20 protein-coding genes and 1 pseudogene are annotated in these 25,044 nt (G+C 71.4%); 12 read left to right on the top strand and 9 right to left on the bottom strand.

Going from position 1 to position 25,044, the window contains the following annotated elements:
- Positions 1–65 precede the first annotated feature (65 nt).
- Together AB0L95_RS34360 and AB0L95_RS34355 are read right to left on the bottom strand one after the other, a co-directional pair.
- Complete coding sequence (locus AB0L95_RS34360; protein ID WP_365168700.1) at positions 66–683, bottom strand: DUF6817 domain-containing protein; 618 nt, start codon at positions 681–683, stop codon at positions 66–68.
- Positions 683–1,576 carry a 2-dehydropantoate 2-reductase gene (locus AB0L95_RS34355; protein ID WP_365168698.1) on the bottom strand — a complete coding sequence of 298 codons (894 nt, stop codon included), beginning with the start codon at positions 1,574–1,576 and terminating at the stop codon, positions 683–685. The genes AB0L95_RS34360 and AB0L95_RS34355 overlap by 1 nt, the downstream gene beginning before the upstream one ends.
- A 187-nt stretch (positions 1,577–1,763) precedes the next feature.
- Between AB0L95_RS34355 and AB0L95_RS34350 the strand changes: the two genes are divergently transcribed.
- Complete coding sequence (locus tag AB0L95_RS34350; protein ID WP_365168695.1) at positions 1,764–2,711, top strand: LysR family transcriptional regulator; 948 nt, start codon at positions 1,764–1,766, stop codon at positions 2,709–2,711.
- 114 nt (positions 2,712–2,825) lie between these two features.
- On the opposite strand, the gene AB0L95_RS34345 is transcribed toward AB0L95_RS34350, so the two are convergent.
- The 6 genes from AB0L95_RS34345 to AB0L95_RS34320 form a co-directional block, all read right to left on the bottom strand.
- Positions 2,826–3,704, bottom strand: coding sequence for an NlpC/P60 family protein (locus tag AB0L95_RS34345; RefSeq protein WP_365168693.1), 879 nt, complete (start codon positions 3,702–3,704; stop codon positions 2,826–2,828).
- A gap of 211 nt (positions 3,705–3,915) precedes the next feature.
- A complete protein-coding gene (locus AB0L95_RS34340; RefSeq protein ID WP_365168691.1) occupies positions 3,916–7,794 on the bottom strand; it encodes a helix-turn-helix domain-containing protein in 3,879 nt (1,292 codons plus the stop codon).
- A gap of 165 nt (positions 7,795–7,959) precedes the next feature.
- Complete coding sequence (locus AB0L95_RS34335) at positions 7,960–8,325, bottom strand: hypothetical protein (protein WP_365168689.1); 366 nt, start codon at positions 8,323–8,325, stop codon at positions 7,960–7,962.
- Positions 8,326–8,485: 160 nt separating this feature from the next.
- On the bottom strand, positions 8,486–9,319 hold the full coding sequence (locus AB0L95_RS34330) for a sterol desaturase family protein (protein WP_365168687.1): 834 nt from the start codon (positions 9,317–9,319) through the stop codon (positions 8,486–8,488).
- A 1-nt stretch (position 9,320) separates the two neighbouring features.
- Positions 9,321–10,034 (bottom strand): GntR family transcriptional regulator, encoded by a 714-nt coding sequence (locus AB0L95_RS34325; RefSeq protein WP_365168684.1) that lies wholly within the window; start codon positions 10,032–10,034, stop codon positions 9,321–9,323.
- Positions 10,035–10,182: 148 nt separating this feature from the next.
- Positions 10,183–10,728, bottom strand: a complete 546-nt coding sequence (locus AB0L95_RS34320) for a winged helix-turn-helix domain-containing protein (RefSeq protein ID WP_365168681.1) — start codon at positions 10,726–10,728, stop codon at positions 10,183–10,185.
- A gap of 99 nt (positions 10,729–10,827) precedes the next feature.
- Here AB0L95_RS34320 and AB0L95_RS34315 point away from each other — a divergent pair, with 99 nt between their 5' ends.
- The 3 genes from AB0L95_RS34315 to AB0L95_RS34305 all read left to right on the top strand — a co-directional run bounded on the left by AB0L95_RS34315 (position 10,828) and on the right by AB0L95_RS34305 (position 14,496).
- Complete coding sequence (locus AB0L95_RS34315; protein WP_365168679.1) at positions 10,828–12,081, top strand: MFS transporter; 1,254 nt, start codon at positions 10,828–10,830, stop codon at positions 12,079–12,081.
- A 140-nt stretch (positions 12,082–12,221) separates the two neighbouring features.
- On the top strand, positions 12,222–13,268 hold the full coding sequence (locus AB0L95_RS34310; protein WP_365168677.1) for a Gfo/Idh/MocA family oxidoreductase: 1,047 nt from the start codon (positions 12,222–12,224) through the stop codon (positions 13,266–13,268).
- A gap of 178 nt (positions 13,269–13,446) precedes the next feature.
- On the top strand, positions 13,447–14,496 hold the full coding sequence (locus AB0L95_RS34305; RefSeq protein WP_365168675.1) for an aldo/keto reductase: 1,050 nt from the start codon (positions 13,447–13,449) through the stop codon (positions 14,494–14,496).
- Between the two features lie 103 nt (positions 14,497–14,599).
- Here AB0L95_RS34305 and AB0L95_RS34300 read toward each other — a convergent pair whose 3' ends face one another.
- Complete coding sequence (locus tag AB0L95_RS34300; protein WP_365168673.1) at positions 14,600–15,661, bottom strand: AraC family transcriptional regulator ligand-binding domain-containing protein; 1,062 nt, start codon at positions 15,659–15,661, stop codon at positions 14,600–14,602.
- A gap of 178 nt (positions 15,662–15,839) precedes the next feature.
- Here AB0L95_RS34300 and AB0L95_RS34295 point away from each other — a divergent pair, with 178 nt between their 5' ends.
- The 8 genes and pseudogenes from AB0L95_RS34295 to AB0L95_RS34260 all read left to right on the top strand — a co-directional run bounded on the left by AB0L95_RS34295 (position 15,840) and on the right by AB0L95_RS34260 (position 24,957).
- Positions 15,840–17,462 (top strand): FAD-binding oxidoreductase, encoded by a 1,623-nt coding sequence (locus tag AB0L95_RS34295; RefSeq protein WP_365168671.1) that lies wholly within the window; start codon positions 15,840–15,842, stop codon positions 17,460–17,462.
- Between the two features lie 149 nt (positions 17,463–17,611).
- Entirely contained in the window at positions 17,612–18,259 is a 648-nt protein-coding gene (locus AB0L95_RS34290; RefSeq protein ID WP_365168669.1) for an HD domain-containing protein, read from the top strand.
- Between the two features lie 8 nt (positions 18,260–18,267).
- A complete protein-coding gene (locus tag AB0L95_RS34285; protein WP_365168667.1) occupies positions 18,268–19,257 on the top strand; it encodes a GlxA family transcriptional regulator in 990 nt (329 codons plus the stop codon).
- Positions 19,258–19,685: 428 nt separating this feature from the next.
- Entirely contained in the window at positions 19,686–19,829 is a 144-nt protein-coding gene (locus AB0L95_RS34280; RefSeq protein ID WP_365168664.1) for a hypothetical protein, read from the top strand.
- A 473-nt stretch (positions 19,830–20,302) separates the two neighbouring features.
- Positions 20,303–21,610, top strand: a complete 1,308-nt coding sequence (locus tag AB0L95_RS34275) for a SpoIIE family protein phosphatase (protein WP_365168662.1) — start codon at positions 20,303–20,305, stop codon at positions 21,608–21,610.
- A 118-nt stretch (positions 21,611–21,728) separates the two neighbouring features.
- A pseudogene (locus AB0L95_RS34270) lies at positions 21,729–22,780 on the top strand (iron-siderophore ABC transporter substrate-binding protein).
- A 72-nt stretch (positions 22,781–22,852) separates the two neighbouring features.
- Positions 22,853–23,857: an iron ABC transporter permease gene (locus tag AB0L95_RS34265; RefSeq protein ID WP_365168659.1), complete on the top strand. Its 1,005-nt coding sequence runs from the start codon at positions 22,853–22,855 to the stop codon at positions 23,855–23,857.
- Positions 23,854–24,957: an iron chelate uptake ABC transporter family permease subunit gene (locus tag AB0L95_RS34260; protein WP_365168656.1), complete on the top strand. Its 1,104-nt coding sequence runs from the start codon at positions 23,854–23,856 to the stop codon at positions 24,955–24,957. The genes AB0L95_RS34265 and AB0L95_RS34260 overlap by 4 nt, the downstream gene beginning before the upstream one ends.
- Positions 24,958–25,044: the final 87 nt, after the last annotated feature.

Genomic DNA, 25,044 nt, shown 5'->3' with positions numbered 1-25,044 from the left:
GCGCCCGCCGTGTGCCCTTCGCCAGCGCGCGCCGCGGTCCTCTTCTCAAGGTGGTCAAGCGCTCCTCACGGCCGGGCGGCACTCCAGCCGGCGGACGGTGCCAACTCCGCGTACGCCTGCCACGCCGCAGCAGACAGCAGGTCGCGTGTGTCGGCGAACATCCGGTACAGGTCCGGGCCGTAGCGCTTGGCCAGTTCGGCGTTGTGGGTCAGCACGTCGAGCTCGTTCGCGGCCGTGATCTCCAAGAATGCGCGTACGTCGGGCTCAGGCGGCGTGTGTTCAGCACCCGTGAAGCGGTCGCGGAAGACGACCGGCCGTACGTCGGACAGGCGCGGGTACACGACACCCCGGTCGCAGCTGGCGTAGAGGTACACCAACTCCTCGGCGCGGTCGCCGATCAGCTCGGCGAGCACGGGGCGCTCGGTGGGGCTGAGGAGGGCCTGGTCGAATCCGGCCGTTCCGTACGACGCATGACACAGCCCCGCGACCTGCACGTCAGGGTCGGCGCCCCACTGGCTCAACAGCCGTGCCACGCGCATCAGGTGTTGCAGCAGCGTGCCTCCGGGATGGGGCATCCGGTCCGTGCCTCGGGCGGCCAGGAAGCTTGTGATCTCCGGCCGGTCCGGCGCGAGGTCGGAGCCGGCCGCCGGGGAGGGTGCGTCGGTGGGGAAAGGAGGCGGCATCACACCTCCTGATCCACCGCGCGGGCCACCTGCGCCACCAGGCGTGCCGTGACCGGGGCGTCGACGCCATGGGCAGCCGCGGCCCGCAGGACGGCTCCGCCGATGGCATCGAGTTCGAGCGGGCGTCCGGCCTCGGCGTCCCGTTGCATCGAGGACTTCATCGTCTGCGGGGCGCGGTCGAAGAAGGAGAGCACGGCATCGGTGGACGCGGCCGAGCCCGCCGCCCGCGCCACGGCGGTGATCTCATCGAGGACCGCGAGCAGTTCCGGTCGATGCTCCGTGCGGACCGTACCGACAGCGGTCCGGTGGCAGGTGGTCAGCAGGGCGAAGGGAGCGAGGAAGGCGAGCTTGTCCCAGAGCATCGGGGTCTCGTCGTCACGCAGGGACACGCCGAGACCGCTGTGGCGCAGCCGGTCCGCCAACTCCGCGACCGGTCCGGCCAGTTCGATGTCGGCGAAGGGGCTGGTGTGGGCGATGCGTCCGGGTGCGGTGCGGGTGGCCTCGACTCTGATGGTCCCGGCGACGACCTGGGCCGTCGGGTAGCGTCCGCGGATCACGGCGAGGTGGTCCAGGCCGTTGAGCAACGGAATCACGATGGCGTCGCCGAGGACGTGGGGCGGCACACGGTCGAGCGCCGCCGCGAGGGCGGTCTGTTTGACCGTCACGAACAGCATGTCCACCGGCTCGCGCAGTTGGGTGTCGGCCTCCACCGCCGCGGTGAACTCGCCGTACCGCGTGCTCTCGATGTGTAGACCGTCCCGGCGCAGTGCGGCCGCGGTGTCCTCGCCGGCCAGGCAGACGGCGCGCTGCCCGTCTCGGGCGAGCAGTCCGCCGACCAGGCCGCCGATGCCGCCCGGGCCGAGGACGGCCACCGTCGGATGGGAAGTGGTCATGGTGGGCTCCTGTCCCTGGGAGAACGATGTGGTGTGGGTCGGCACCCGCCCTGCCTCCGCGCGTCCGGACCGCGGTAGAGGCAGGGCGGGTTGCCGCCCTGGGCCCTGAATCGATGATCAAGCACCCTTGAGACCCAAGTCAATCCAGGGGTTTGCTGGGGAGACCCCAAGCAATACCTTGGGGCTCGTGACACTTGATGATCTACGCGTCTTCGCCGTGGTGTGCCGAACCGGCTCACTGAGCGCCGCCGCCCGCGATCTGACCTGCACACAGTCTGCGGTCAGCCAGCATGTGAAGCGGCTCGAACGGGAGGTCGGTCTCAGCCTGTTGGAGCGCCGGCCCCGGGGCGTCGTACCGACCCCGGCCGGAAGACGGCTGCACTCGGCGGTCACGGAGGGCCTCGGGTGCATCGACCACGCCCTGCGGCAGCTGAAGGAACTCGCGCACGCGGACGGCGGATCGGTACGGGTCACCACCGGGGCGACCACGGTGCGGCACTTCATGGCTGCCGCCGTCGTCGACTTCCGGCGACGCTATCCCCAGGCCAGCCTGGAATTCCAGACCGAGCCCTCCAGCCGTGGCTGCTTCGATGCTCTCGCCGCCGGCGGCGTCGACCTTGCCTGGGTCACCCTCGGGTCCTCGATTCGCTCCGCCGAGCAACACCCCGTCGTCGAGCTCCCCTGGGCGCTTGCCGTCACAGCGCGGGACCCGCTGGCGGGCCGAGCGTTCATCGAGCCCGCCGATCTCCAGGACGCCCGGCTCATCGGGCTCCCGGAGAACTCGACCTCCCGTTCCCAACTCAGCTGCTGGCTCGCCGAGTCCGGGATCCGGCCGGTCTTCGACACCAGCGTCACCGACTGGGACACGGCCATCCTGCTCGCCGAGCTGGGACTCGGCCATGCCGTCGTTCCGACCCTGCCCGACTGGAGCGGTCCCGGACATCCGGACCTGCGGCTGATCCCCATCCCCGCGCTCCCGCCTCTTGCCGCGGGATGGGCGGTGCGCCGCTGGGACGCCCTCTCCCCGCTGGCCCGTGCCTTCGCGGAAGGCGTCGCACACCACTGCCGGAAGCGGCCGGTGGGCGCGGTCACGGGCCCGTACTCCACGGCCGACCGGCACGTGCTCAGGCCGTAGCGGCGGGCCCGCTGCGCACACGGCGTCGTGGGCGAGGTGGCGCGGCGCCCTCGCAGGCGCCGCGCTGAACAGCAGGAAACAGCAAGGGCTCCTGTCGTCCCGTCGTCACTCAGGTCAGGACGTGCACGTGGGCACGTCGTCGAGCCAGGCCGGGCCCTGGATGTAGATGTTGGTGACCCAAGCCCGGTAGTCGGGCAGATAGGACCAGGCGTCGTTGGTGTATCCGTCGGCGGTGACGAGTTCCGCGTGCTTCTGGCACTCGACCCGGATCGTGGTCGGACCCGGGAAGGCGTACACCCGCGCTGCCTTCGTGGACGGCTGGTCCTTCGTCCAGACACCTGTGCCCCAGGTGTGGAACACATGTCCGGTCACTGCTCCGGTGTTGACGCGCAGCGCCCCGAAGTAGTCGCCGCTAAGGCGGACATCACTGACCATCAGCTTGGTGCCCGACTGCCGTGCCTCGACCATTTTGCCCGCGCCCAGGTAGATCGCGATGTGGTGGAGGTCCTGCGAGGTGCCCCAGGCGAGCAGGTCGCCGGGCAGCAGCGGGGCGAGACCCTGAGCGGCCGTGAAACGGGCGGCGGCGCGGGGCGTGTAGTACTGGGCGCTGGCGTCGCCGTTGAGGATGTCGGACCCGGCGGCCTGTGCGTAGGCGTAGCGCACCAGCCCCGAGCAGTCGAAACCGCGCCGCTCGGGATCGTGTTCGCTGGCCGGGTCGGTCGGGTCGACCTGGCCGTAGGTGGCGCCGGGCTGCGAGCCGTGGCCGCCGCCCCAGCTGTACCAGACCCCTGCCGCCACCTGCGCACAGGCCGCCGCGATCGCCTGCTCGGCCGCCGTGGAGGCGCCCGGTGCCAGGACGGCACACCCTTCGTCGGTTCGAGGTGCGGTGGTGGCGGGTGTCCGCCCGGCCGCCAGGGCCGAGGGCGCGGACACCCAGGTGACAAGGGTGAGTACGCCGATGAGTGCGCCGATGAGACCGGTCCTGTCGCGCATGCCGGTGCCCCCGTTCGTGTCGTGGATGTGCTGTGGTCGCGAGCGGATCCCCGCCGGGGCGCAGGCCGTTCGTGGCGCCGGTGTGCGGGCCCCGCATCGGCGTCCAGGCTGCCGATCGGCCGCCCCGCCGGTCGACGCCGACGCGGCACCCTCTTCGGGAAGGCGACGGGAAACCCTTGGGAAACCCCCGCCCAGCACGACGGACGGGAACTCAGATGTGGCCGCACGCCTGCCGGACGGACACACCGGAGTCGGGGGTGAGCCCCGCACTCGCGTTGCGGCCACCGGACTCCAGCAGCCGGCAGACCTGGGCCAGCCGCGCGGAGAGGTCCAGGTCCCACAGCCGTACGGTGCCGTCGTTGCTGCTGCTGGCCACCGTCCGCCCGTCCGGGGAGAAGACCACGCCCCACACCGCGTTGGTGTGACCGGTCAGGGCGGCCCAGGCGCGTCGCCCTCGCGCGTCCCACAGCCGCACCGTCCGGTCGCTGCCGCTGCTCGCCAGCAGATGGCCGTCCGGTGAGAAGGCGATGCCGCGCACCGCCCCGGCATGGCCGGTCAGGGACGCCTCCAGCCGCCTCCGGCCCAGGTCCCACAGGCGTACGGTGCCGTCGTTGCCGCCGCTGGCCAGCGTGTGCCCGTCGGGGCTGTACGCCACCGCGCGCACCGCACCGGTGTGGCCGGCGAGCGTGGCGGTGGGGCGATGGGTGGCCACGTCCCACAGCCGCACGGTCAGATCGTCGCCGACGCTGGCGAGGGTGCGTCCGTCGGGACTGAAGGCGACGTCGTTGACGTAGTCGGTGTGCCCGGTGAGCACGGCGAGCGGGCGGTGGGTCGGCACATCCCACAGGCGTACGGTGCGATCGGATCCCGCCGATGCCAGCGTGCGGCCGTCAGGTGCGAACGCCACCGCGAACACGCTTCCGCGATGGCCTTCGAGCGTGCCGAGCGGGCGGCGGTCCGCAACGTCCCACAGGCGTACGGTGCCGTCGGATCCCGCCGATGCCAGCGTGCGGCCGTCAGGTGCGAACGCCACCGAGACCACGCTCTCGCGATGGCCGGTCAGGACGGCCAGCAGCCGTAGTCGCGCCACGTCCCACACCCGTACTGTGTGATCGGTGTCAGCGGTGGCCAGCAGTGTGCCGTCCGGACTGTAAGCGGCGTGCGAGACCTCGGTGAACGGCGGTGCGGCGAGCGCCCGGCCCCTGAGGTCCCACAGCACGACGGACTGGTCGAAGCCCGCGGTGGCGAGCAGGGTCCCGCTGCCGTTCACGGCCACACCGAGGACGTAGTCGGTGTGGCCGGCCAGCGTCGCGGTCGGCCGTCCGCTGCGCACGTCCCACAGCCGGGTCGTGCCGTCGCCCCCCGCGCTGACGACGCTCGCACCGTCGGGCGTCCAGGCGACCCCATTGACGTCGTCACCGTGTCCGGTGAGTGTCGCGGTCAGCCGGTGCGTGGCCACGTCCCACAGCCGCACGGTCCGGTCCACGCCTCCCGTGGCCAGGCTGTGCCCGTCCGGTGAGAACGCCACGCCCAGCACCTCGTCGGTGTGGCCGCGCAGTTCGGCGAGGGGGCGTGCCGTGTCGGTGTTCCACAGCCGTACGGTGCGATCGGAGGCGGACGAGGCGAGCGTCCGGCCGTCAGGGGCGTACGACAGCGCGGTGACGGTCCCGGAGTGACCGCGGAGCACCGCACCGGCCCGGTGGCCGGGCCCGGTGTCCCACAGCTGCACCGTTCCGTCGGGGCCCGCGACGGCGAGCGTACGGCCGCGGGGATCGAAGGCCACCGCTCGGGCGCCCGCGGTGCGTTCGGGCAGCACCGTCTCGGTCCGGCGGCCGTCCGTGAGCCACAACCGCACGGGGCCGTCCGTCGAACCGGCCGCGAGAACCCGGCCGTCGGGGCTGAAGGCGACCGAGCGTGCCCGCCCGGGCAGGGTGAGCGTCGCGATGGTGCGGTGGTCGAATAGGCGACGCAGCTTCACGGTTCCGTCGGAACTCGCCGTGGCCAGCAGCCGGTCGTCCGGCGAGAAGGCAAGGGCGTTGACCGGTCCTCGTTGGCCGCCGAGCCGACTCGCGAACGGCTGGGACTGGGTGCTCAGGAGTGCGCCGCGTGCCTCGGCCGTGGCGCGGGCCCGGTAGGCCGAGACCGCCAGCAGCATCGAGGCCTCGGGCCGGCCGCCGGCCAGTGAGGTGGACTGCAGGGCGAGGGCCTGCGAGCGGGAGACGTGCTCCTGGTTCAGCGCTGCCGTGCGCTGCTGATAGGCCAGGCCGCCCGCGGCCAGGGCGAGTGCGAGCAGGACGACGAGCGTGGCCAGCATGGCCTCGCGCAGCCGCCCCTGGCGCCGGGCCCGCCGCTGCCGTGCCTCGTCCTCGGCGCAACTCGCTTGCAGGAACGCCTTCTCCGTCCGGCTGAGACGGCTCGAACCGTCCAGTTCGTCGGCCCAGGAGCGTGCTGTCTCCAACCGGGTGCCCCGGTACAGCGCGGAGGCGTCGCAGCCCTCGCGTTCCCAGTCCGCGGCGGCATGGGCGAGCTGCTGGTGGATCAGGAGCCCGGCCCGGTCCGCGTGGATCCAGTCGCGCAGCCGTGGCCAGGCGTGCAGCAGCGCCTCATGGGTGATCTCGACCATGTCGTGGTCCACGGTGATCAGCCGGGCCCGTACGAAGGCGTCCAGCGCCGTCGCGACATCGTCCGTGTCGCCGAGCTGCTCCATCAGGACGGTCCGGCTCGTCCGGCGCCGTGTCGCGCCGGTGTCCGGGGAGACGTGCACCAGCCGGGACAGGATGCGCCGGATCGTCCTCTGCTCGGCCGGATGCAACCGGGCGAACACGTCCTCGGCGGTGCGGGCGACCGCGCCCCGGATACCGCCCGCGCGTTCGTACCCGGCGACGGTCAAGGTCGACTGCTCGCGGTACTGCCAGGTGGCCAGCAGCGCATGGGACACCAGGGGCAGCAACCCGGACGGCGTCTGCTGGATGTCCGTACCGCCCCGGCTGTCCGCGTCAGGTTCGTCGCGCAGCCCGGCGTCGCCCAACAGCAGCGGAACCAGCCCGGGTTCGAGCGTCACGCCCGCGAGTTCCGCGGGGCGGGTCACCGACTCGCGCAGCTCCGCGACCGACATCGGCGGCAGCGCGAACAGCCCATGGGTGAACACCGGGGCCAGTTCCGGTAGTTCGAGACATCGCCCGGAGAAGTCGGCCCGCAGCCCGAGCACGACCACGGCAGGGCCGTCCGCAGGCCCGGAGGGCGGGGCGGTGGCCAGGGTGCACAACACGCGGGCATAGGCCCGGCGTTCGCCCTCGTCCGTACAGAGGGTGAACAGCTCCTCGAACTGGTCCACGAGCAGCACCGGGCACAGCGGCGGCGGCCTGCGGTCGTCAAGGGCGGACTCCGGCCGCCCCGCGTCCGTCATCCGGTGGACCGCCTCCAGCAGTGCCCGGGGCCTGTCCCGGAGTTCGGCGACGCCGAGGCGCAGATCGCAGCCCAGCGCCTTCGCCGTGCTCTCCAGCAACTCCTCCAGAGGGCGTGCCGTAGGGGTGAGGGAGACCACCGGCCAGCGGTCCGCACCCGGCATGGGAAAGCGGCCGGGGCGCCCGAGAGCGGGCACGAGCCCGGCGCTGAGCAGGGAGGACTTGCCCGCACCCGACGGGGCCACCAGCATCAGCGGTCCGACGCCGATGCGTTGGAAGAGCCGCTCGACGAGCGCCGCCGTCGCGTGCTCCCGGCCGAAGAACCACTCGGTGTCCTGCGCGGTGAACGCCGACAGGCCGCGGTAGGGGCAGGCGGGTGCGCCGATATCGTTGTCACGGACGTGTTCCCGGGCGGTCGCCGCCTCCGCCAGTGCGAGCAACTCGCCCTCGGCGGCGAGAATGCGGTCGCAGCGCCGGGCGACGTCGACGGTCGGCGGCTTCGCCCCCGTCTCGATCTTGCTCAGATAGCCCTTGCTGTAGTGGGTCTGCCGGGCCAGATCCGCCAGGGACAGCCCGCGTTGCCGTCTCAACCGTCTCAGCCGGGCGGCGAAGGACGGGGTGGTCGTCCCCGGTCCTTCTGGTTCGTTGCCGTCGTGATCGTGCGCTGCCTGCTGTGGCTCCCTCAAGGCGTCCCCCATGGCATCCCCGGGCCCGTACCGTGAGACGGCGGATGCCCAGGTTACGTTCCGTGCGGGAGCCGAGGCGAAGCGCTTCACTCGTAAGTGGCGCAAACGCGCGCTTCCGGAACCACCCGGGGCGGGGCGGTTCCGGAAGCGCGTGTCCGGTGCCCGTCAGGGCCGGTTGAGCGTGATGGAGTTGATCGGCGTCAGGTCGGCCCACACACCCGTCTGCTGGGCGAACGCGCCTCCGCAACCCTTGCCGTCGCTACCCGTGCACAGGCTGGCGGTCGCTCCGCCGTACTGGTTGTTGAGGACCCAGTGCCATCCGTACTGGTTGCTCAGGTTGTGGGGGCCGTAGCTGTAGAAGATCAGGCTGGGCGACACGGCGGGATTCTGGTTCTGCGGGTAGACGCAGACCGCGCCGGACGGACAGCCGGCCCAGTCGGCCGCCGGCTTGGCCTGGGCCGCACCGCCCAGTGCCACCACGGCCGCAGCGGCGGTCGCGAGTGCGGCGGCGCCGCGGAAGATGCTGCGCATGGTCGTTCCCCTCTTGCTGTGCCCTGCGGAGCGCAGGACGTGCTTGGTGCTGACGGCTCCAGCCTGGGCACGAGACAAGGCGGGGTCGACGGGTTTCCCGTTGCCCGATGCAGCGGGCGGCAGGGAAACCGTCAGAGGCAGGGACGTTCGCGGGGGCACGTCATCCCTCGGCCCCGGGCGACCAGCCGGGCGGGCCGAACAGATACCCGGCGCGATCGCGCCAGCGCCGCGCCGCACGGACGTCGCGCCAGGCCTCCGCGTACTCGTGGAATGCCACCCGCAGCGGGTTGTAGGTGCCGATGTTCTTCGTCAGCCCGTACACCGCCCGCTCGCGCTCGGGCTCGAAGGTGCCGAAGAGCCGGTCCCAGACGATGAGGATCCCGCCGTAATTGCGGTCCAGGTACACGCGGTTGGAGCCGTGGTGGACGCGATGGTGGGACGGGGTGTTGAAGAACCACTCCACCGGCCGCCACAGCTTGTCGACCCGTTCGGTGTGCAGGAAGAACTGGTAGATCAGGCTGACGGACTGCTCGAGCAGGATCATCCAGGGCGGGATGCCGAGCAGTGCGAGGGGCAGCCAGAACGGCAGGGTGGTCATCGGGGTCCAGCTCTGCCTGAGGGCGGTGGACAGGTTGAAGCGGAGGCTGGAGTGGTGGACCACATGGCTCGCCCACAGCACACGCACCCGGTGGTGGGCGCGGTGGAAGGCGTAGTAGGCGAGGTCCTCGGCGAAGAACAGCAGGACCCAGGTCCATCCGGAGGCGGGCGAGAGATGCCACGGGGAGACGGTGAAGACGGCCGCGTACGCGACGACCGTCACCACCTTCCACGGCAGGGCGATGACCTGGCTGCCGGCGCCCATGGACATGCTCGTCACGGTGTCACGCAGTTCGTAACCGCGCTCGTCGTCGTCCGGTAGGAAGCGGTAGGAGAGAACCTCGACGACGACCAGGAGCACGAACGCCGGTATCGCGTAGACCACGGCAGGGATCACGTCAGCGCACCGCCTTCCGGAGGACCGCGGGCACGCTGCGCGACAGCAGCTCGCGCGCCAGCAGCTCGGCGGCCTCGGCCTCACGCGCCGCGATGTGTGCCGCGAGCCGTACATGGGCGTCTACGTCGAGGAGTTCGGCAGTCCGCAGGTCCCCGGGCACCTCCGCGACCGGGAGCGCCCCGTCCACCAGGCTGTTGAACGCCAGCAGATAGGCCACGTTCCCCGAACCCTCCACGATCAGCCGCCACCAGGCGATGTCCGCCGCGCCGAGCTCCGCCAGATCGGGCCCGCTGCGCGCATAGCGGCCGGTGGCCTCGATGATCTGTGCGGCGGCGAGCTCCGAACACCGGATCGCGCACAGCCTGGCCGCGTCGGCACCGATGCAGGCCCGCATCTCCAGGGCGTCCCGGGCGAGGTCCTCCACCGAGGGTCCGGCATCGGCCGCGACGATCCCCACGGCCAGGTCCAGACCGGCGGTGCGCCGCCAGTCCTGGACGAGGGTGCGGCCGCCGTGGCTGACCTCGACGAGCCGGGCCTGCTGAAGCCGTTTGACGGCCTCACGGACGGCATGCCGGTTCACCCCGTACTCGGCCGCCAGATCCCGCTCGGCGGTGAGCGCGGAACCGGGCGGCAGCTCACCGCCCAGGATCCTGTCGCGCAGCAAGGCGAAGAGCTGGTCGGAGACCGCCTCACGCCGGATGTGTCGCTGGGTCATGGCGATCAGGGTGGACACGCCGAGGTCAGTGGTCAACTGGTTGGACCAGATTTTCTTCATTCAGGGATTCGCCGGTTGCCTGGGCCTGCCGATGAACAGACGCACCGCCCAGGCCGGGACGCCAGGCCCGCTCCAACAACCCTGCGGGTCAGGACAACTGGCCCCGCCCGCCGGTCGATCCGTCCTCACGCGTCCCCTCCCGCAGGGGGAAGGCCGTTATGGTGACGCCCAAGGGGATGGTGCCCGCCGCGTGCGGTGGCCGTGCGGCCTCGTGGAGGTCGGCCGCGAGCTCGGCGAGCCGTCGCCGGGCGTTCTCCCAGGTCTCGGGGTCCACCCACAGCTCGGCGTCGACGGTCACGCCCTCGCTCGCCTCGCGTCGGCGGCCGGCACGTTCCCGGAGGGTGTGCGCCATGGTCTCGGCCAGCATGGGGGCCCCGTCGTGCTGGTCGGACAGCGGCGTGCCATGGACGGTGCGATAGCGGCGCTCCCTCCCGCCACGGCGCATGCGTTCCTCCGCCAGTTCGACCAGACCCACCGTGTCCAGGCGCCGTAGATGCTGGCTGGCCAGCGCATGTGAGATGTCCAGCTCGCGGGCGAGTTCGGCGGCTGACATCGGCCCCGGCCACATGAGGCTGAGCATCCGGAGCCGCACGGGATGGGCGAGGGCCCGCAGCACGGGGTCGGTATCGGTCACGCAGCCAGTAAAGCGCACACCGCCACCATGACAGCCCTACCACCAAGCAAATGATTGGGGGTAGGTTGACGCCGGACAGGAGCGCTGAAGGGGGAGGGTATGAGCTGGACCACGCTCAAGGTCTTACGAGAGCGCAATGCGGGCCTGTATCTGGGCGGAGTGATCGTCTCCGGATTCGGCGACTCAGCCATGTCGCTGGCCGCCGGGATCTGGGTCAAGACGCTCACCGGTTCCAACAGCCTCGCCGCGCTCGTCGGCTTCTGTATCTGGCTGCCCACCTTCGCGGGGCCCGCGATCGGCACCGTGGCGGACCGGGTTCGCCGCCGTCCGCTCCTGGTCGCCACCAACCTGGTGCTGGCCGCCGTCATGCTCGCGCCGCTCGCCGTGCGCTCGCAGGGCGACGTCTGGCTCCTGTTCGCCGTGCTGACGCTGGTCGGAATGGGCATGGTCCTCACCGACGCGGCCGAGACCGCCCTGGTGGCCGCCGCCGTGCCGGTCGAGCTGCGCGGTGACTTCAACGGCCTGGTACGCACCGCCATCGAGAGCACGAAGCTCCTCGCTCCGCTGGCCGGCGCGGGTTTGTTCGCCGCGTTCGGCGGGCCGACGGTGGCCTTGCTGGACGCGGTCAGCTTCGTCCTGGCCGCAGCTGCCTTCAGACTGCTCCGGGTGCAGGAAGCCGCGCCTGAACCCCACGTCAGGCGGGCGTGGACCGCCGAGACCGGCGAGGGCGCCCGCTATCTGTGGCAGCACCCGGTGCTGCGCTCGCTGGTCGTGACGGGTGGGGTGGCCATGGTGGCGTCCAGCGTGAGCAGCACGGCCACGTACGCGATGCTCGACACCGGGCTGCACCGATCCCCGGCCTTTGCCGGTGTGCTCATCCCGGTTCAAGGGCTCGGATCGGTCGTCGCCGGGCTGGCAGCCGGTGCGCTGATGCGCCGGATGCCCGAGCGCGCTTTTTCGGCGACCGGACTCACGCTGTTCGCGATCGGTGTCCTCGCTCGCGCGACTCCCTGGCTGCCGGTCGTACTCGGCGGCAGTCTGGCGATCGGTCTGGGCCTGCCCTGCCCGCTCATCGCGGCGCTGACAGCCGTCCAGAGGGAAACCCCGTCCCAGTTGGTCGGCCGGGTCGCCGCCACCGCCAACACCCTGATGTACGCACCTACCGGGCTGGCTCTGCTTGTCGGCACGGCAATGGTGGCCGGCCTCGACTACCGCGTGCAGATCCTCGTCGCCGGCACCCTTGGCTTGGTGGTGGCAGCCATGCTCGTCATGACGGGCCGCGCCACGCGGTGTGCGGCACCGGCCGACGGCGCGCGGCCGATGCCGGAAGCGGGTGAAGCCGACGCTGCATAGCAGGAGTGATGCCGGAGGGCCCCGCGATCGCCAAGCGCGCAAACCCCAGGCGTAGGCGCCCAACGGCACGTCCTGCGCTGCCTGACGGCCGACCGCTCGACCGTTCCGCACCATGCGGCAGAACTGGCACACTGACCCCCGTGTCCAGGGACCTTCGGATCGGGCTGCTCGGGGCAGCCGCCATCGCGCCGAGTGCGCTGAGCAAGCCCGCGCGGCAGACACCGCGTGTCACCGTGACCGCCGTCGCGGCCCGCGACCGGGCGCGCGCCGAGGCGTTCGCCCGCAAGCACGGTGTTCCCGTCGTCCACGCGGGCTATGACGCGTTGCTCGCCGACCCGGAGGTGGACGCCGTGTATGTGCCTCTGCCCAACGGGCTGCACGCCGAGTGGACGCTGAAGGCTCTGGAGGCCGGCAAGCACGTGCTGTGCGAGAAGCCGTTCACTGCCAACCGAGCCGAGGCCGAGCGCGTCGCGGACGCCGCCGACGCCGCCTTCGCGCGTGACGGCTTGGTGGTGATGGAGGCCTTCCACTACCGCTACCACCCGCTCGCCGAGCGGATGCGCGCCATCGTGGCCGGCGGTGAACTGGGGGAGCTGCACCGCGTCGAGGCGGAGGTGTGTTTCCCCCTGCCCCGGTTCAGTGACATCCGGTACGACTACGCGCTGGCGGGCGGCGCGACGATGGACGCCGGCTGCTACGCGGTGCATGCCGCCCGGCTTCTCGGCGCCGGCGATCCGGTAGTCACCTCGGCACGGCTGTCGACGCTGCGCAAGGATCCGCGCATCGACCGCGCGATGAGCGCCGAACTCGCCTTCCCGGGCGGGGCGACCGGCCGCGTCCGTGCGTCGATGTGGTCGCGCCGGGTGTTGTCGATCCGGGCCCGCGCGATCGGATCGGGCGGCGAGCTGAACGTGACCAACTTCGTGATGCCGCAGCTCTACCACCAGTTGACGATCCGTCTGGCGAACGGCTCGGGAGGGCACACGGTGCGGCGGGAGCGCGTGCCGCGCAACCCGTCGAGTTACGCCGGCCAACTGGCGGCGTTCACCGCCGCGGTGCTCGACGGCGGCCCGGTCGTCACCTCCGCCAGGGACGCGGTGGTGACCATGGGGGTCCTCGACGGCATCTACCGAGCCGGTGGGCTACCGCTCCGCGGCGAATCGAAGGACCAGGCCTCGGCCCCGTGACGGCCTCTCCCGCCGCACTTCGCACGGCGTCTTGACGGCGTCGAGGTGCCTGCCCTGCGCCGACCGGGGGTTGCTTCGCCCTGGCGAGGCACGGGGCAGGGCCGTGCTTGCCCTGGAGCGGACTCCAACCCGTAGAGTTCCGGCATTCCCAACCGGGCTGCCTTCAAGGGAGAGTTGAGTGCGCTACCGCGTTCTGGGCGGGACCGGCATCGAGGTCAGCTCGTACTGCCTCGGCACGATGATGTTCGGTTCCGTCGGCAATGCCGAGCACGACGAGTGCGTCCGCATCATCCACGCCGCACTCGACGAGGGGATCAACTTCGTCGACACCGCCGACATGTACTCGGCCGGAGAGTCGGAGACCATCGTGGGCAAGGCGTTGACGGGCCGCCGCGACGACGTGATCCTTGCGACCAAGGTCCACTTCCCCATGGGCGACGGGCCCAACCGGGGCGGCAACTCCCGGCGTTGGATCGTCCGGGAGGTGGAGGAGAGCCTGCGGCGGCTGGGAACGGACTGGATCGATCTGTACCAGGTGCACCGGCCGGACCACACGACCGACATCGAGGAGACGCTCTCCGCGCTCACCGACCTTGTGCACCAGGGCAAGATCAGAGCGTTCGGCTGCTCCACGTTCCCCGCGGAGGAGATCGTCGAGGCGTACCACGTGGCCGACCGCCGCGGGCTCCAGCGGTTCCGCACCGAGCAGCCGCCCTACTCGCTGCTGGCCCGAGGCATCGAGAAGCATGTGCTGCCGGTCGCGCAACGTCTCGGCATGGGGGTGCTGACCTGGAGCCCGCTGGGCTCGGGGTTCCTGACCGGCCGCTACCGGAAGGGCCGGGCTCTCGATCTGAGCAGCGGTCGTCCCACCCTGCACCCCGACCGCTTCGATCCGTCGGCGCCGCGCACCGCCGCGAAGCTGGAGGTGGTCGAGCAACTCGTCGCCGTGGCCGAGGAAGTGGGCTGCTCGCTGTCCGAGTTGGCCATCGCCTTCCCGCTCGCGCATCCGGCCGTCACATCGGTGATCATCGGCCCGCGCACGATGGAGCAGTTGCGGAGCACGCTCAAGGGCACGTCCGTGATGCTCGACGACGCCGTCCTCGACCGGATCGACGAGATCGTGCCGCCGGGAACCGACGTGTACCCTCCGGACGGAGTCTGGGCTCCGCCGTCGCTCACCACGCCGACACTCCGGCGACTCCCGGCCGAGTCCAGGACCGCTGCCTGAAAGCAGGCACCGGTGGGCGCCTGGCGCTGCCCCTGAGCGTCCAAGGCTTCCGAACATGATGGGCGCCCGGCTCGCGACGCCTGGCACGCACGTTCGCCGCGTGTCAGGGCGGAGGCTTCTTCGAGTGTGCCGTGTGTCTGTCGTGCGCGTGGTGGCGGCGGTAGGCGCCGGGCGTCATGTGGTGCCAGCGGGAGAAGGCGCGCACCAGAGCCGCCGCTCCGCTCAGTCCCACCTGACGGGCGACACCGTCGAGGGTCAGATCGGTCGTCCTGAGCAACACCAGGGCACGCATGTGCCGTGCGTCGTCCAGGAGTTCGCGCCACGAGGTGCCCTCCTCGCGCAGGGCGCGGCGCAGGGTGCGGGGGCTGAGGAACAGGATGTCCCGCAGGTCCTCCGGGCCGGCCCGGAGCAGGTCGGCCTGGTCCAGCCACCCGCGCACCCGCGCCCGTACCGTGGCGGACGCCGGCAGACCGCCGAGCAGGACATCCGCGTGCCGGCGGTGCAGCGCGACCAGTTCCGGGTCGCTGAGCGCACGGGGACGGTCCAGCTCCGCGGTGCGTACGGTGACGGCGTTCTCAGCGGCCTCGAAGACGACCGGGCAGCGCAGAATCTCCACGTACCGGCCCGGGTCGCCGATCGCCCGGTGGGCGAACGAGACCGAGGCCGGCGCCCAGTCGCGCGCTATCCATCCCGCGGCGGTGACCATGCCGGTGACGACGGCCTCGACCTGCTGCGGATGCATCGCGCCCGGGGCCACCGTGGGCCCGTAGACCATCCGCGACTGACGCGGCCCGCGGTGCAGGCTGAGCACGCCGGCCTCGCTCACCAGCGGGTGATAACTGACGGCCGCTGCCGCCGCCTCGGCGAGGCTGGAGGAGGCGAGGACCAGATGACCGAGCACGTGCAGATCGGCCGGCCGTAGCGAGGAACCCACGGCGAGACCCACGTACGGATCCTCGTCCGGGCCGAGGATCCGCTCCCACAGCAGCCGGACCTCCGCGAAGGGAAGCCGCTGCGTGGGGGAGGCCCACGCACCGCGTGTGGTGTCGGCGGCCCCGGTGCCGTCATCCCCCGGCCCGCGGGCGTGCGCCACCGCGTGTGCGTAGCTCGCGGCGACGGTGGGCCGGGCGGCGGCACGCATGGCGGACAGTGCGGCGGCACGCATGGCGGACAGTCAACGCCGGACCGGCCGCGCGCGTCAACACGGTGGCCGACCGGGGCAATGACACCGCGGCGGTCCGGCCCTACCGTCGTCACCGGCTCGCCCCGGACGCGCGCCGGCTCATCCGGTGTGCGTCCAGGAGGCATGCACCACCGATGACGGACCGGGAGCGGCGGACGACATGACCGAAGCACGACGCAGGAAGTTCTGGGGCTGGGGGTACGAGGACGAACAGCCCGGGACGGCCGAGGCGCACAAGACTGCCGACCTGATCCGCTCGGTACTCGGCTTCGGCGCGGAGCACCTCCGAAGACCCCCGACCGTGGCCGATCTTGACCTGCCCGCACCACGCCTGACGATCCCAGGCAGCCTCGCCCGGATCGTGACGGCCGACCCCTACCAGCGCGCCTCCCACGCCTACGGAAAGTCCTACCGGGACGTGGTGCGCGCCTTCCACGGGGACTTCCCGCACCCACCCGACCTCGTCGCCTGCCCACGCGACGAGAGCGACATCACGGCGGTCCTCGACTGGTGTCAAGAGGCCGGCGTCGCCGTCATTCCCTACGGCGGGGGCACCAGTGTCGTCGGCGGTGTCGAGCCGCGGGTGGACGACCGGTACGCGGGCACCGTCACCCTCGATCTCGGCTGTCTCGACCGTGTGCTCGACGTGGACTCGGTCTCCGGATCGGCCCGCATCCAGGCCGGGGCCACCCTGCCGCACGCCGACGCGCAGCTGCGTCCGCACGGACTGACCCTGCGTCACTACCCGCAGTCGTACGAACTGGCCACCGTCGGCGGCTCCGTCGTCACCCGCGCCGGCGGGCACTACGCCACCGGACGCACCCATCTCGACGACTTCGTGCAGTCCCTGCGGGCGATCACCCCCGCCGGGCTGTGGGAGAGCCGCCGGGTGCCCGCCTCCGGTGCGGGACCGAGCCCCGACCGGCTGCTGATCGGGTCCGAGGGGATCCTCGGTGTGGTCACGCAGGCCTGGCTCCGGGTTCAGGAACGCCCCCGCTTCCGTGCGTCCGTAGGCCTGAGCCATCCCACGTTCGCCGACGGCGCACAGGCGGCCCGGGCCATCGTGCGGTCCGGACTGCAGCCCGCCAACTGCAGGCTGCTCGACGCCGGCGAGGCCCGGTTGAACGGCGTCGGCGACGGCCGCTCCGCCCTGCTGATCGTCGGATTCGAATCGGCCCATGCCGATCAGGAGGCGCTGCTCGCCCAGGCGTTGGACTGTGCCCGCGGACACGGCGGGACACCGCTCGCGGCCCCTCGGGTCAGCGGACCGCACCCGACGGACGGCGGGGAGGTCCACCGGTCGACTGGCCCCGAAGGGCAATGGAAGGACAGCTTCCGTCAAGGGCCGTACCTACGGGACGTGATGGTCGCCGCCGGCATCCTTGTCGAGACCTTCGAGACCGCCGTCACCTGGGATCGCTTCGAGGAGTTCGACCAGCGGGTGCACCGAGCCGCCGAGCAGGCCGCCGCCGGGGTGTGCGGGACGGCCTCCGTGCACCGCAGGCTCACCCACGTCTATCCCGACGGCGCGGCCGTCTACTACACGGTGCTGGCGCCGGCGGGCCGTGGGTCCGAGGTCGCCCAGTGGGACGACATCAAGGCCGCCGTCTCCGACGTGATCATGGACGCCGGTGGCACGATCACCCACCATCACGCCGTGGGCCGCGACCACCGTCCCTGGTACGACCGGCAGCGCCCAGCGCTGTTCGCCCGCGTGCTCCAAGCGGCGAAGCGGGAACTGGATCCGCACGGGGTGCTCAACCCGGGGGTGATCATCGACTGAGCCGCACCCGAGACCGCCTTCCGTCCGCCATGTCGGTATCTGTGGGGTGCACGTCCAGATCGCCATGGCGCGGCGAAGGCCCTCGGCGTCACGCTGGAGGTGTCATCGCCGAGCGGACGGCGACCGCAGACGGAGGAAAGGCGGACACCATGGAGATCGACGGCAACACGGTGGCGAACGTGGACGTGCCGCGCACCAAGCTGGCCCGGGAGGCGACGGAGCTCATCCGCGACACCACGAGCGAGCTCATCTACCACCACTCCCGCCGGGTGTACTTCTTCGGCAGCCTGCAGGGACGCAATCGCGATCTGAGCTTCGATCCGGAGTTGCTCTACCTCGGCGCCATGTTCCACGACGTGGGCCTGAACGAGACCTTCCACAACAGCGGCCACCGCTTCGAGGTGGACAGCGCCGACGAAGCCAAGCGGTTCCTGCAGGCGCACGGGGTCCCGGAGGACAGCGTCCGCCGGGTCTGGACGGCGATCGCCCTGCACACCACGCCCGGGATCCCGGAGTTCATGGAGCCGGAGGTGGCCCTGGTCACCGCCGGGGTGGAGTACGACGTCCTGGGCATCGGATACAGCGCGATCCCGGACGCGGAGCGGGCCGAGATCGTGGCCCTTCACCCCCGCCCCGACTTCAAGCACCAGATCCTGAAGGCGTTCACCGACGGCATCCGCCCGAAGCCGGAGACGACGTTCGGCAATGTGAAGGCCGACGTTCTGGAGCACTACGTGCCGGGCTTCCAGCGCGGCGACTTCGTTCGTACGATTCTCGAGTCCCCGTGGAAGGAGTAGGGCTGCCGGTGTCCCGCCGCAGTCACACAGTGGCCGTCGTCGCCTTCGACGCCGTGCAACTCCTCGATGTCACCGGCCCGGTCGAGGTCTTCACGACCGCCAATCGCTACGGCGCGGACTACGACCTCCGGGTCGTCTCGCCCACCGGCGCCGACGTCGTCACCTCGTCGGGACTGACGGTCGGCGTCAGCGGCTCGCTCTCCTCCCTTCCTCGTCGGATCGGCACCCTGCTGGTACCCGGGAGACGGGACTGGCGGGCCGCTGTCGGCGACACGGACCTGGTGGACACGGTCACGCACCTGGCCGGTCGGGCCGAGAGGGTGACCTCCGTCTGTGCGGGAGCGTTCGTTCTCGCCGCGACCGGGCTGCTGGACGGTCGCCGCGCGGCGACGCACTGGGAGCTCGCCCGGGAACTGGCGGTGGCCTTCCCGGGGGTACGGGTGGAGAGGGAGCCCGTCTTCGTACGCGACGGCCACGTCGTCACGTCGGCCGGGGTCACCGCCGGGATCGACCTCGCGCTCTCCCTGGTCGAGGAGGACTGGGGAGCCGACGTGGCACGCGACGTGGCCCGCCAACTGGTCGTGTTCATGGCCAGGCCCGGCGGACAGGCGCAGTTCAGCGCCCGACTGGCTCCGGGGCAGCCTCGGCACTCGGCGGTCAGACGCGTCATGGATCACGTCGGCGCGGACCCCTCGGCCGAGCACACCCTTGATTCCCTGGCTGCGGTCGCGGGAGTGAGCGCCCGTCATCTGGGACGGCTCTTCCGTACCGAGATCGGCATGTCTCCTGGGCAGTATGTCGAGTCCATGAGGATGGAAGCCGCCCAGGTGCTCCTGGAGAAGGGCGGCGACACGGTGGAGGAAGTGGCGCAGCAGGCGGGATTCGGTTCCTCGGAGTCCCTGCGCCGGGCCTTTCAGCACACCCTGGGTGTCTCTCCGACCACGTATCGTGCCCGCTTCCAGAGCACCGCGGGCAGTCGCCGCGTCGTCGCGGCCTGAGGTGCCCTCAAGCCCAGACCGTCACCGCCCAGACCGTCACCCCCGTAGACGCGCGGGGTCGGCGCACCGGTCGGCGTCGGCGCCGTGGTGACAGTAAATCGCGTTGTTCGCCTGATGATCACGGGTTAAGGTCCCCCGGCACGCATCGGGGGATCACAGCAGGCGGGGGACCTGGCAGTCGGGACAGACCGGCCCACGAAGGGCGCGGGCGAGCGGGGGCAGGCTGTCGCGGCCGTGGTGCTGGTGGCGGCGCTCGGTGACCGTCTTCCGGTGGCCGGATCCGCCGGGCTTCTGGGGGACGGCGCGCGAAGCCGGCGGTTCTGGGCCGCCCGGCGGTCCTCTGCTCGGATCGCACCATCAGCATCCGCTTCCGCCTCGACGGGAGCGACGGCCACAGCGGCCCGGTCGTTCCGGCCCGTGTCCTCACCGTGGCGCAGGACGCGAAGGACAGGGGCAGCTCCTTCGAGGGGTCCCTGTGGCGTGCGGACGGCTGGGTGCCGGACGACGCGGTGCTGCTCCGTGTCGCCGAGAAGGTGCTGCCGACGGTCCCGGGGTGGGCTGCCGAGGAGTGACCCTCGCCGTCGCTTTGACGCTCGCCCGGTCCACGGTCACCATGGACAGGGAGGCGACAGGGCTCGCCTTCAACCGCGGTGCACGCTGCCGCTGACGGCCTCTCCGACGGACCGCGCCGCTGGGTGCGCGACCAGGTGGAGGCAGCGCTGATGATCGTGGATCGCGACCGTACGCCCCAGCCGGTATCACCGGCCGACTTCGTCAGACGCATCTCGCCCCCTGCCGACCGTCAGCAGGCCCGGCGGGCGCCCTCCTACCGCTTCGCCTCCGTTGGCCCGTACACGGTGGCGGACACGGTCGCTGTGGTGCGGGGCCGCCGGGCGAGTCGGCTGCGGGCAGGTGCGTCCCGTCATGGGCCCCGGCGCAGTGAGGTGACACGCCACCTTCGCGATCTGCAATCGAGGCCGTAGCGATGAATGCGATGAAGCACGCACCATCCGCAGGCCAGCCCACCCCGCAAAGCACCGGGTCCATGAGGCTGCGTCTCCTGGCGGACATCGGTGTCATCCTGGCCAGCAGCCTCGACCTCGACTCCGAGGAGGCTCTGCGCCGGCTGTCCCGTCGCATGGTGGCGCAGTTCGCCGACGCCTGTGTGGTGGATCTGCTGGACGGTGACCGCGTGCGGCGCATCGCCGTCGCGCACCGCGACCCCGACCGCGCCGTTCGCGTATGGGGAGAAGGGTCGATCCTCGGCTTGGCCGACTCGGCCGACCCGCTGGCCCGGGTCCTGCGCGGTGCCGGCCCGGTGGCCTTCGAGGCCCCCGGGCACACACGGGATCCGGAGTCGCCGGTGGGCCCAGGGGGCCCGGGATCTCCGGCAGGCAGACGGGAAGCGGGATCCCCGGCGGCCGTCCAGGAGCACCTGTACCGCGTCCTGGAGGCCGGTTGCGTTCTCATCGTCCCGTTGCTGGCCCGCAGCGAGACCCTCGGAGCACTCACCCTGATCCGCCCTCGCGGAGTGCCCTTCGGTGAGGAGGAGCAGCAACTGGTCACCGATGTCGGCCGCCGTGCGGGGCTGGCGCTGGAGAACGCCCGGCTGTACGCCTTCCAGCGCCACACCGCCGAGCAGCTCCAACGTTCTCTCCTGCCGGACCTGTCCGAGATTCGCGGTGTCTGGTTGTCAGATCGGTACTCCCCGGCCCGAGCCGGGGCCGAGGTCGGCGGCGACTGGTACGACGCCTTCACGCTGCCCGATCGATCGACCATGCTCGTGATCGGTGATGTCATCGGCCACGACCTCACGGCGGCCGTCCGTATGGGGCAACTGCGCAACATGCTGCGGGCTCTGGCCTACGACAGCGGCGACACACCGGCCGGGGTGATGTGCCGGCTGGACCGCGTCATGCAGGGGATGACCTCCATCGAACTGGTGACGGCCGTCATCGCCAGACTCCATACCCCGAGCGCTGCCGGCTGGCCGCTGTCGTGGACCAACGCCGGGCACCCGCCGCCCCTGCTCACTCTCGCTGACGGGACCACCCGTCTGCTGGAAGACGGGCATGCCCCGATCCTCGGTCTGGACCCGCCGCCCCAGAGGACCGATGCGCACGTCGTCGTACCACCCGGTGCCACCGTGCTTCTGTACACCGATGGGCTGATCGAGCGTCCCGGCGAGGACATCGGCCGTGGCCTGGCCCGCCTGCAACAGCGCGCAAGCGCCCTGGCCGCCCAGCCCCTCGACGCCTTCTGCGACAGTCTGCTCCTGCGACTCGAGACCGGTTACCACGACGATGTCGCCGTGCTCGCCTTCCGCAATTCCGACAGGGGTACGGCGGCCTGACGGCCCAGCGGCAGGCAGCTGTCCCGATACCGCTGCCTGCGTGCGTAGACCAGGATCTACAAATGTAAGGTAAGGCTTCCCTTACTATTGTATCGTGAACTAATTCGTGGGGTCAGTCATGCCTTCTCGACGTCGAGGTCCCGTCGTCGTTGTTCTTGCCGTCGCCGCGTCGCTCTTCCTTGCGGGATGCGGCGGTTCACCGGCCCCGGCCGGAGGTTCTTCCGCCACGACGGCCGCCGAGGGCGCGGGCAAGGACTCGAAGTCGGTGGCCAAGGGCGGCAAGGACTTCGCCGCAGCGGCCAAGAGAACCGCGGAGTTCGGGACCGACGCCAAGCCCGGCCAGTGGCCGCGCACCATCCGTCATGCGATGGGCACCACCATGATCAAGGCGCAGCCCAAGCGCGTGGTCGTCCTGGACGTCGGTGAACTGGACAACGTTGTCTCACTGGGCATCAAGCCCGTCGGCGTGGCCCTCACCGAGGGCTCGCCGAAGCTGCCCCCGTACCTGAAGGGCGCGGGCTCGCCAAGAGCGTCGGCACCGTCAGCAGCCTCAACCTGGAGGCGATCGCGGCCCTCAAGCCCGACCTCATCCTCGGCAGCCAACTGCGCGCCGCCGACTCCTATGACGAGTTGTCCCAGATCGCGCCCACCGTGTTCTCCATCCGTCCCGGCTTCACCTGGAAGGAGAACTACCGTCTGAACGCGGCGGCCCTGGACAAGACGGCACAGGCGGAGGCGAACCTCGCCGCCTACCAGAAGCGCATCACCGAGCTGAGCAGGAAGCTGGGCAACCCGAAGCCCACGGTCTCGATGGTCCGCTACATGCCCGACGGCGTGATCCGGCTGTACGCCAACGACTCCTTCATCGGCACCATCCTCAAGGACCTCGGCGTACCGCGGCCCAAGAACCGGGACATCGAGGACCTCGCCGCGGAGATCAGCGCCGAGAACATCGACCAGGCGGATGCCGACTACATCTTCACCGGCGTCTACGGGGACCCCAGCGCCACCGACATGGCCAAGGCCCAGGGCAACCCGCTCTGGAAGAACCTCAGGGCGGTCAAGGACGGCCACGCGCACGACGTCCCGGACGAGACCTGGTACCTGGGGCTGGGCGTCACCGCGGCCAACGCGGTGCTGGACGACCTCGGGAAGTACCTGGCGTCCTGACCCCGTCCGCTCCCCGGCGCCGGTCCGTACAGCACCCGGCCCTTGTCGACGAACCGAAAGTGAGCACGGCGTATGTCGCCACCCACCCGCCGCCGTGCGGCCTGGTTGCTGGCCGGTGCGGTCCTGCTGCTCGTCGCCGTCCTGCTGAGCCTCGCGGTCGGCAGCCGGCCGATCGCGCCGGTGGACGTGTACCAGGCCCTGGTCCGCGGCGGCACCAGCGCTGATGCCCAGGTGGTCCGGACGTTGCGGGTGCCCCGCACGATGGTCGGCCTGTTGGCCGGAGTCGCCCTGGCGCTCGCGGGCACGGTGATGCAGGGAGTCACCCGCAACCCGATCGCCGAGCCGGGCATCCTCGGCGTGAGCCAGGGGGCGGCCATCGGCGTGGTGTGCGCCATCGCGTTCTTCGGTGTGCACACGCTCGACGGCTACGTCTGGTTCGCGTTCGCGGGCGCCGCGCTGGCGGCGGTGGGCGTCTACGCCGTCGCCAGCGGCGGCCGAGGCGGCGCCTCACCAGTCAAACTCGCCCTCGCGGGCGCGGCGATGAACGCCTTCCTCGCGGCTCTCGTGTCCGCGATCGCCACCACCAACGCCCGTGTCCTGGACGAGTTCCGGTTCTGGCAGGTGGGTTCGCTCAGCGGACGGGACGGCGGCATCGCCGTCGAGACCGCACCCTTCCTCCTCGCCGGAGTGCTGCTGGTGCTGGCCCTGTCCCGACCGCTGGATGCCCTCGCCCTGGGCGACGAGACCGCCAAGGGGCTCGGGCACAACGTGGTCCTGGCGCGCGGCCTCGGAGCCCTCGGCGCCACGGTGCTGACCGGCTCCGCGGTCGCCATGGTCGGCCCCGTCGGCTTCACCGGACTGGCGGTTCCGCACATCGCCCGTGCGCTGGTCGGCACCTCGCATCGCTGGGTGCTGCCCCTGTCCGCGCTGCTCGGGCCCGTGATGGTCCTCGGCTCCGACGTCCTCGGCCGCATCGTCTTCCCGCCCTCGGAGGTGCCGGTGGCTGTGATGACCGCCTTGATCGGCGTCCCGTTCCTGATCGCGCTGGTCCGCCGACGGGCGGTGCCAGCCGCATGAGCCGCGCAACCTCCCTCGAACCCGGCGCGCCGGAACGGACCAGCCTCACGTCGGTGCGCCCGTACGGTTACGACGTATGGCGCTCGGGAGCCGTCAGTCTCCTGGTGCACCGAAGGTCGGTCGCCGTTGCGTTCGGGCTCGCCGTCCTGCTGACGGCTGCGGTGGTGCTCTATCTGTGCGTCGGAGAGTCATTCGTCCCGCCGGACCAGGTGGTCCGGGTACTGCTGGGCAGACCCAGCCCGGACCAACTGGTCGTCGGCACCCTGCGCTTGCCGCGCCTGGTCGTCGGCCTGCTCTGCGGTGCCGCGTTCGGTACGGCGGGCGCCCTGATCCAGACCGTGGCGCGCAACCCGCTGGCCAGCCCCGACGTCATCGGCGTCACCCAGGGCGCGGGCGCCGCCACCGTGGCCGCGATCAGCTTCAACCTGGTGGGCTACGAGCAGCTGCCCTACGCCTCGGTGGCCGGGGGCCTCGCGGCCGCCCTGCTGGTGTACGTCTTCGCGTGGCGGCGCGGTCTGCACGCCTCACGCTTCGTGCTGGTGGGGATCGCGGTGTCGGTCGCGCTCAGCTCGCTGATCCAGCTGCTGCTGACCAAGGGGGATGTCCTCGTGGCCCAGCAGGCCAAGGTCTGGCTCACCGGCTCGCTCAACAGCCGGGGCTACGACCAGGCCAGGCCGCTCGCCCTCGTGCTGCTGCTGGCGGTGCCGGCGCTGCTCTGGGCGGTCCGGGCCCAACGCGTCGTCTCGTTCGACGACCAGACCGCCACGGCCCTCGGCGTACGGCTGAACCGGGTCCGGCTCGGTCTGACCGCCCTCGGTGTCGTCCTGGCCTCGGTGGCGACCGGCGCCTCGGGGCCGATCGGCTTCGTCGCCCTGCTCGCCCCGCAACTGGCCCGCCGGCTCACCCGCGCTCCCCAGATCCCGCTGCTGTCCTCGGCACTGACCGGCGCGCTCGTCGTCGTGGTCGCGGATCTGCTGGCCCGCCGACTCTTCTCCCCCCTGGAGCTGCCCGTGGGCGTACTCACCGCCGTTGTGGGAGCGCCGTATCTGATGTGGCTGATCTCCCGTTCCCGCCGCAGCCGTTCGGGACGTACTTCGTGACGATCCCCGCTCGGGCCACCGCCCGGTCACGGCCACGGACCTCACTCCGGCGTACGAGGGACGTACCACCCGTGGCAGGCTGATGCA

It is taken from the genome of Streptomyces sp. NPDC052036 (genome assembly GCF_040680495.1).
Classification (GTDB): domain Bacteria; phylum Actinomycetota; class Actinomycetes; order Streptomycetales; family Streptomycetaceae; genus Streptomyces.
This window is presented reverse-complemented; position numbering and strand designations above follow the sequence as displayed.

What these genes read in the sequence shown, in the direction of transcription:
- AB0L95_RS34295 (WP_365168671.1), top strand. Translation starts at nt 15,840, where the DNA reads ATGACCGAAGCACGACGCAGGAAGTTCTGGGGCTGGGGGTACGAGGAC.
- AB0L95_RS34290 (WP_365168669.1), top strand. Translation starts at nt 17,612, where the DNA reads ATGGAGATCGACGGCAACACGGTGGCGAACGTGGACGTGCCGCGCACC.
- AB0L95_RS34265 (WP_365168659.1), top strand. Translation starts at nt 22,853, where the DNA reads ATGTCGCCACCCACCCGCCGCCGTGCGGCCTGGTTGCTGGCCGGTGCG.
- AB0L95_RS34300 (WP_365168673.1), bottom strand. Translation starts at nt 15,661, where the DNA reads ATGCGTGCCGCCGCACTGTCCGCCATGCGTGCCGCCGCCCGGCCCACC.
- AB0L95_RS34315 (WP_365168679.1), top strand. Translation starts at nt 10,828, where the DNA reads ATGAGCTGGACCACGCTCAAGGTCTTACGAGAGCGCAATGCGGGCCTG.
- AB0L95_RS34345 (WP_365168693.1), bottom strand. Translation starts at nt 3,704, where the DNA reads ATGCGCGACAGGACCGGTCTCATCGGCGCACTCATCGGCGTACTCACC.
- AB0L95_RS34260 (WP_365168656.1), top strand. Translation starts at nt 23,854, where the DNA reads ATGAGCCGCGCAACCTCCCTCGAACCCGGCGCGCCGGAACGGACCAGC.
- AB0L95_RS34275 (WP_365168662.1), top strand. Translation starts at nt 20,303, where the DNA reads ATGAGGCTGCGTCTCCTGGCGGACATCGGTGTCATCCTGGCCAGCAGC.
- AB0L95_RS34355 (WP_365168698.1), bottom strand. Translation starts at nt 1,576, where the DNA reads ATGACCACTTCCCATCCGACGGTGGCCGTCCTCGGCCCGGGCGGCATC.
- AB0L95_RS34325 (WP_365168684.1), bottom strand. Translation starts at nt 10,034, where the DNA reads ATGACCCAGCGACACATCCGGCGTGAGGCGGTCTCCGACCAGCTCTTC.
- AB0L95_RS34360 (WP_365168700.1), bottom strand. Translation starts at nt 683, where the DNA reads ATGCCGCCTCCTTTCCCCACCGACGCACCCTCCCCGGCGGCCGGCTCC.
- AB0L95_RS34335 (WP_365168689.1), bottom strand. Translation starts at nt 8,325, where the DNA reads ATGCGCAGCATCTTCCGCGGCGCCGCCGCACTCGCGACCGCCGCTGCG.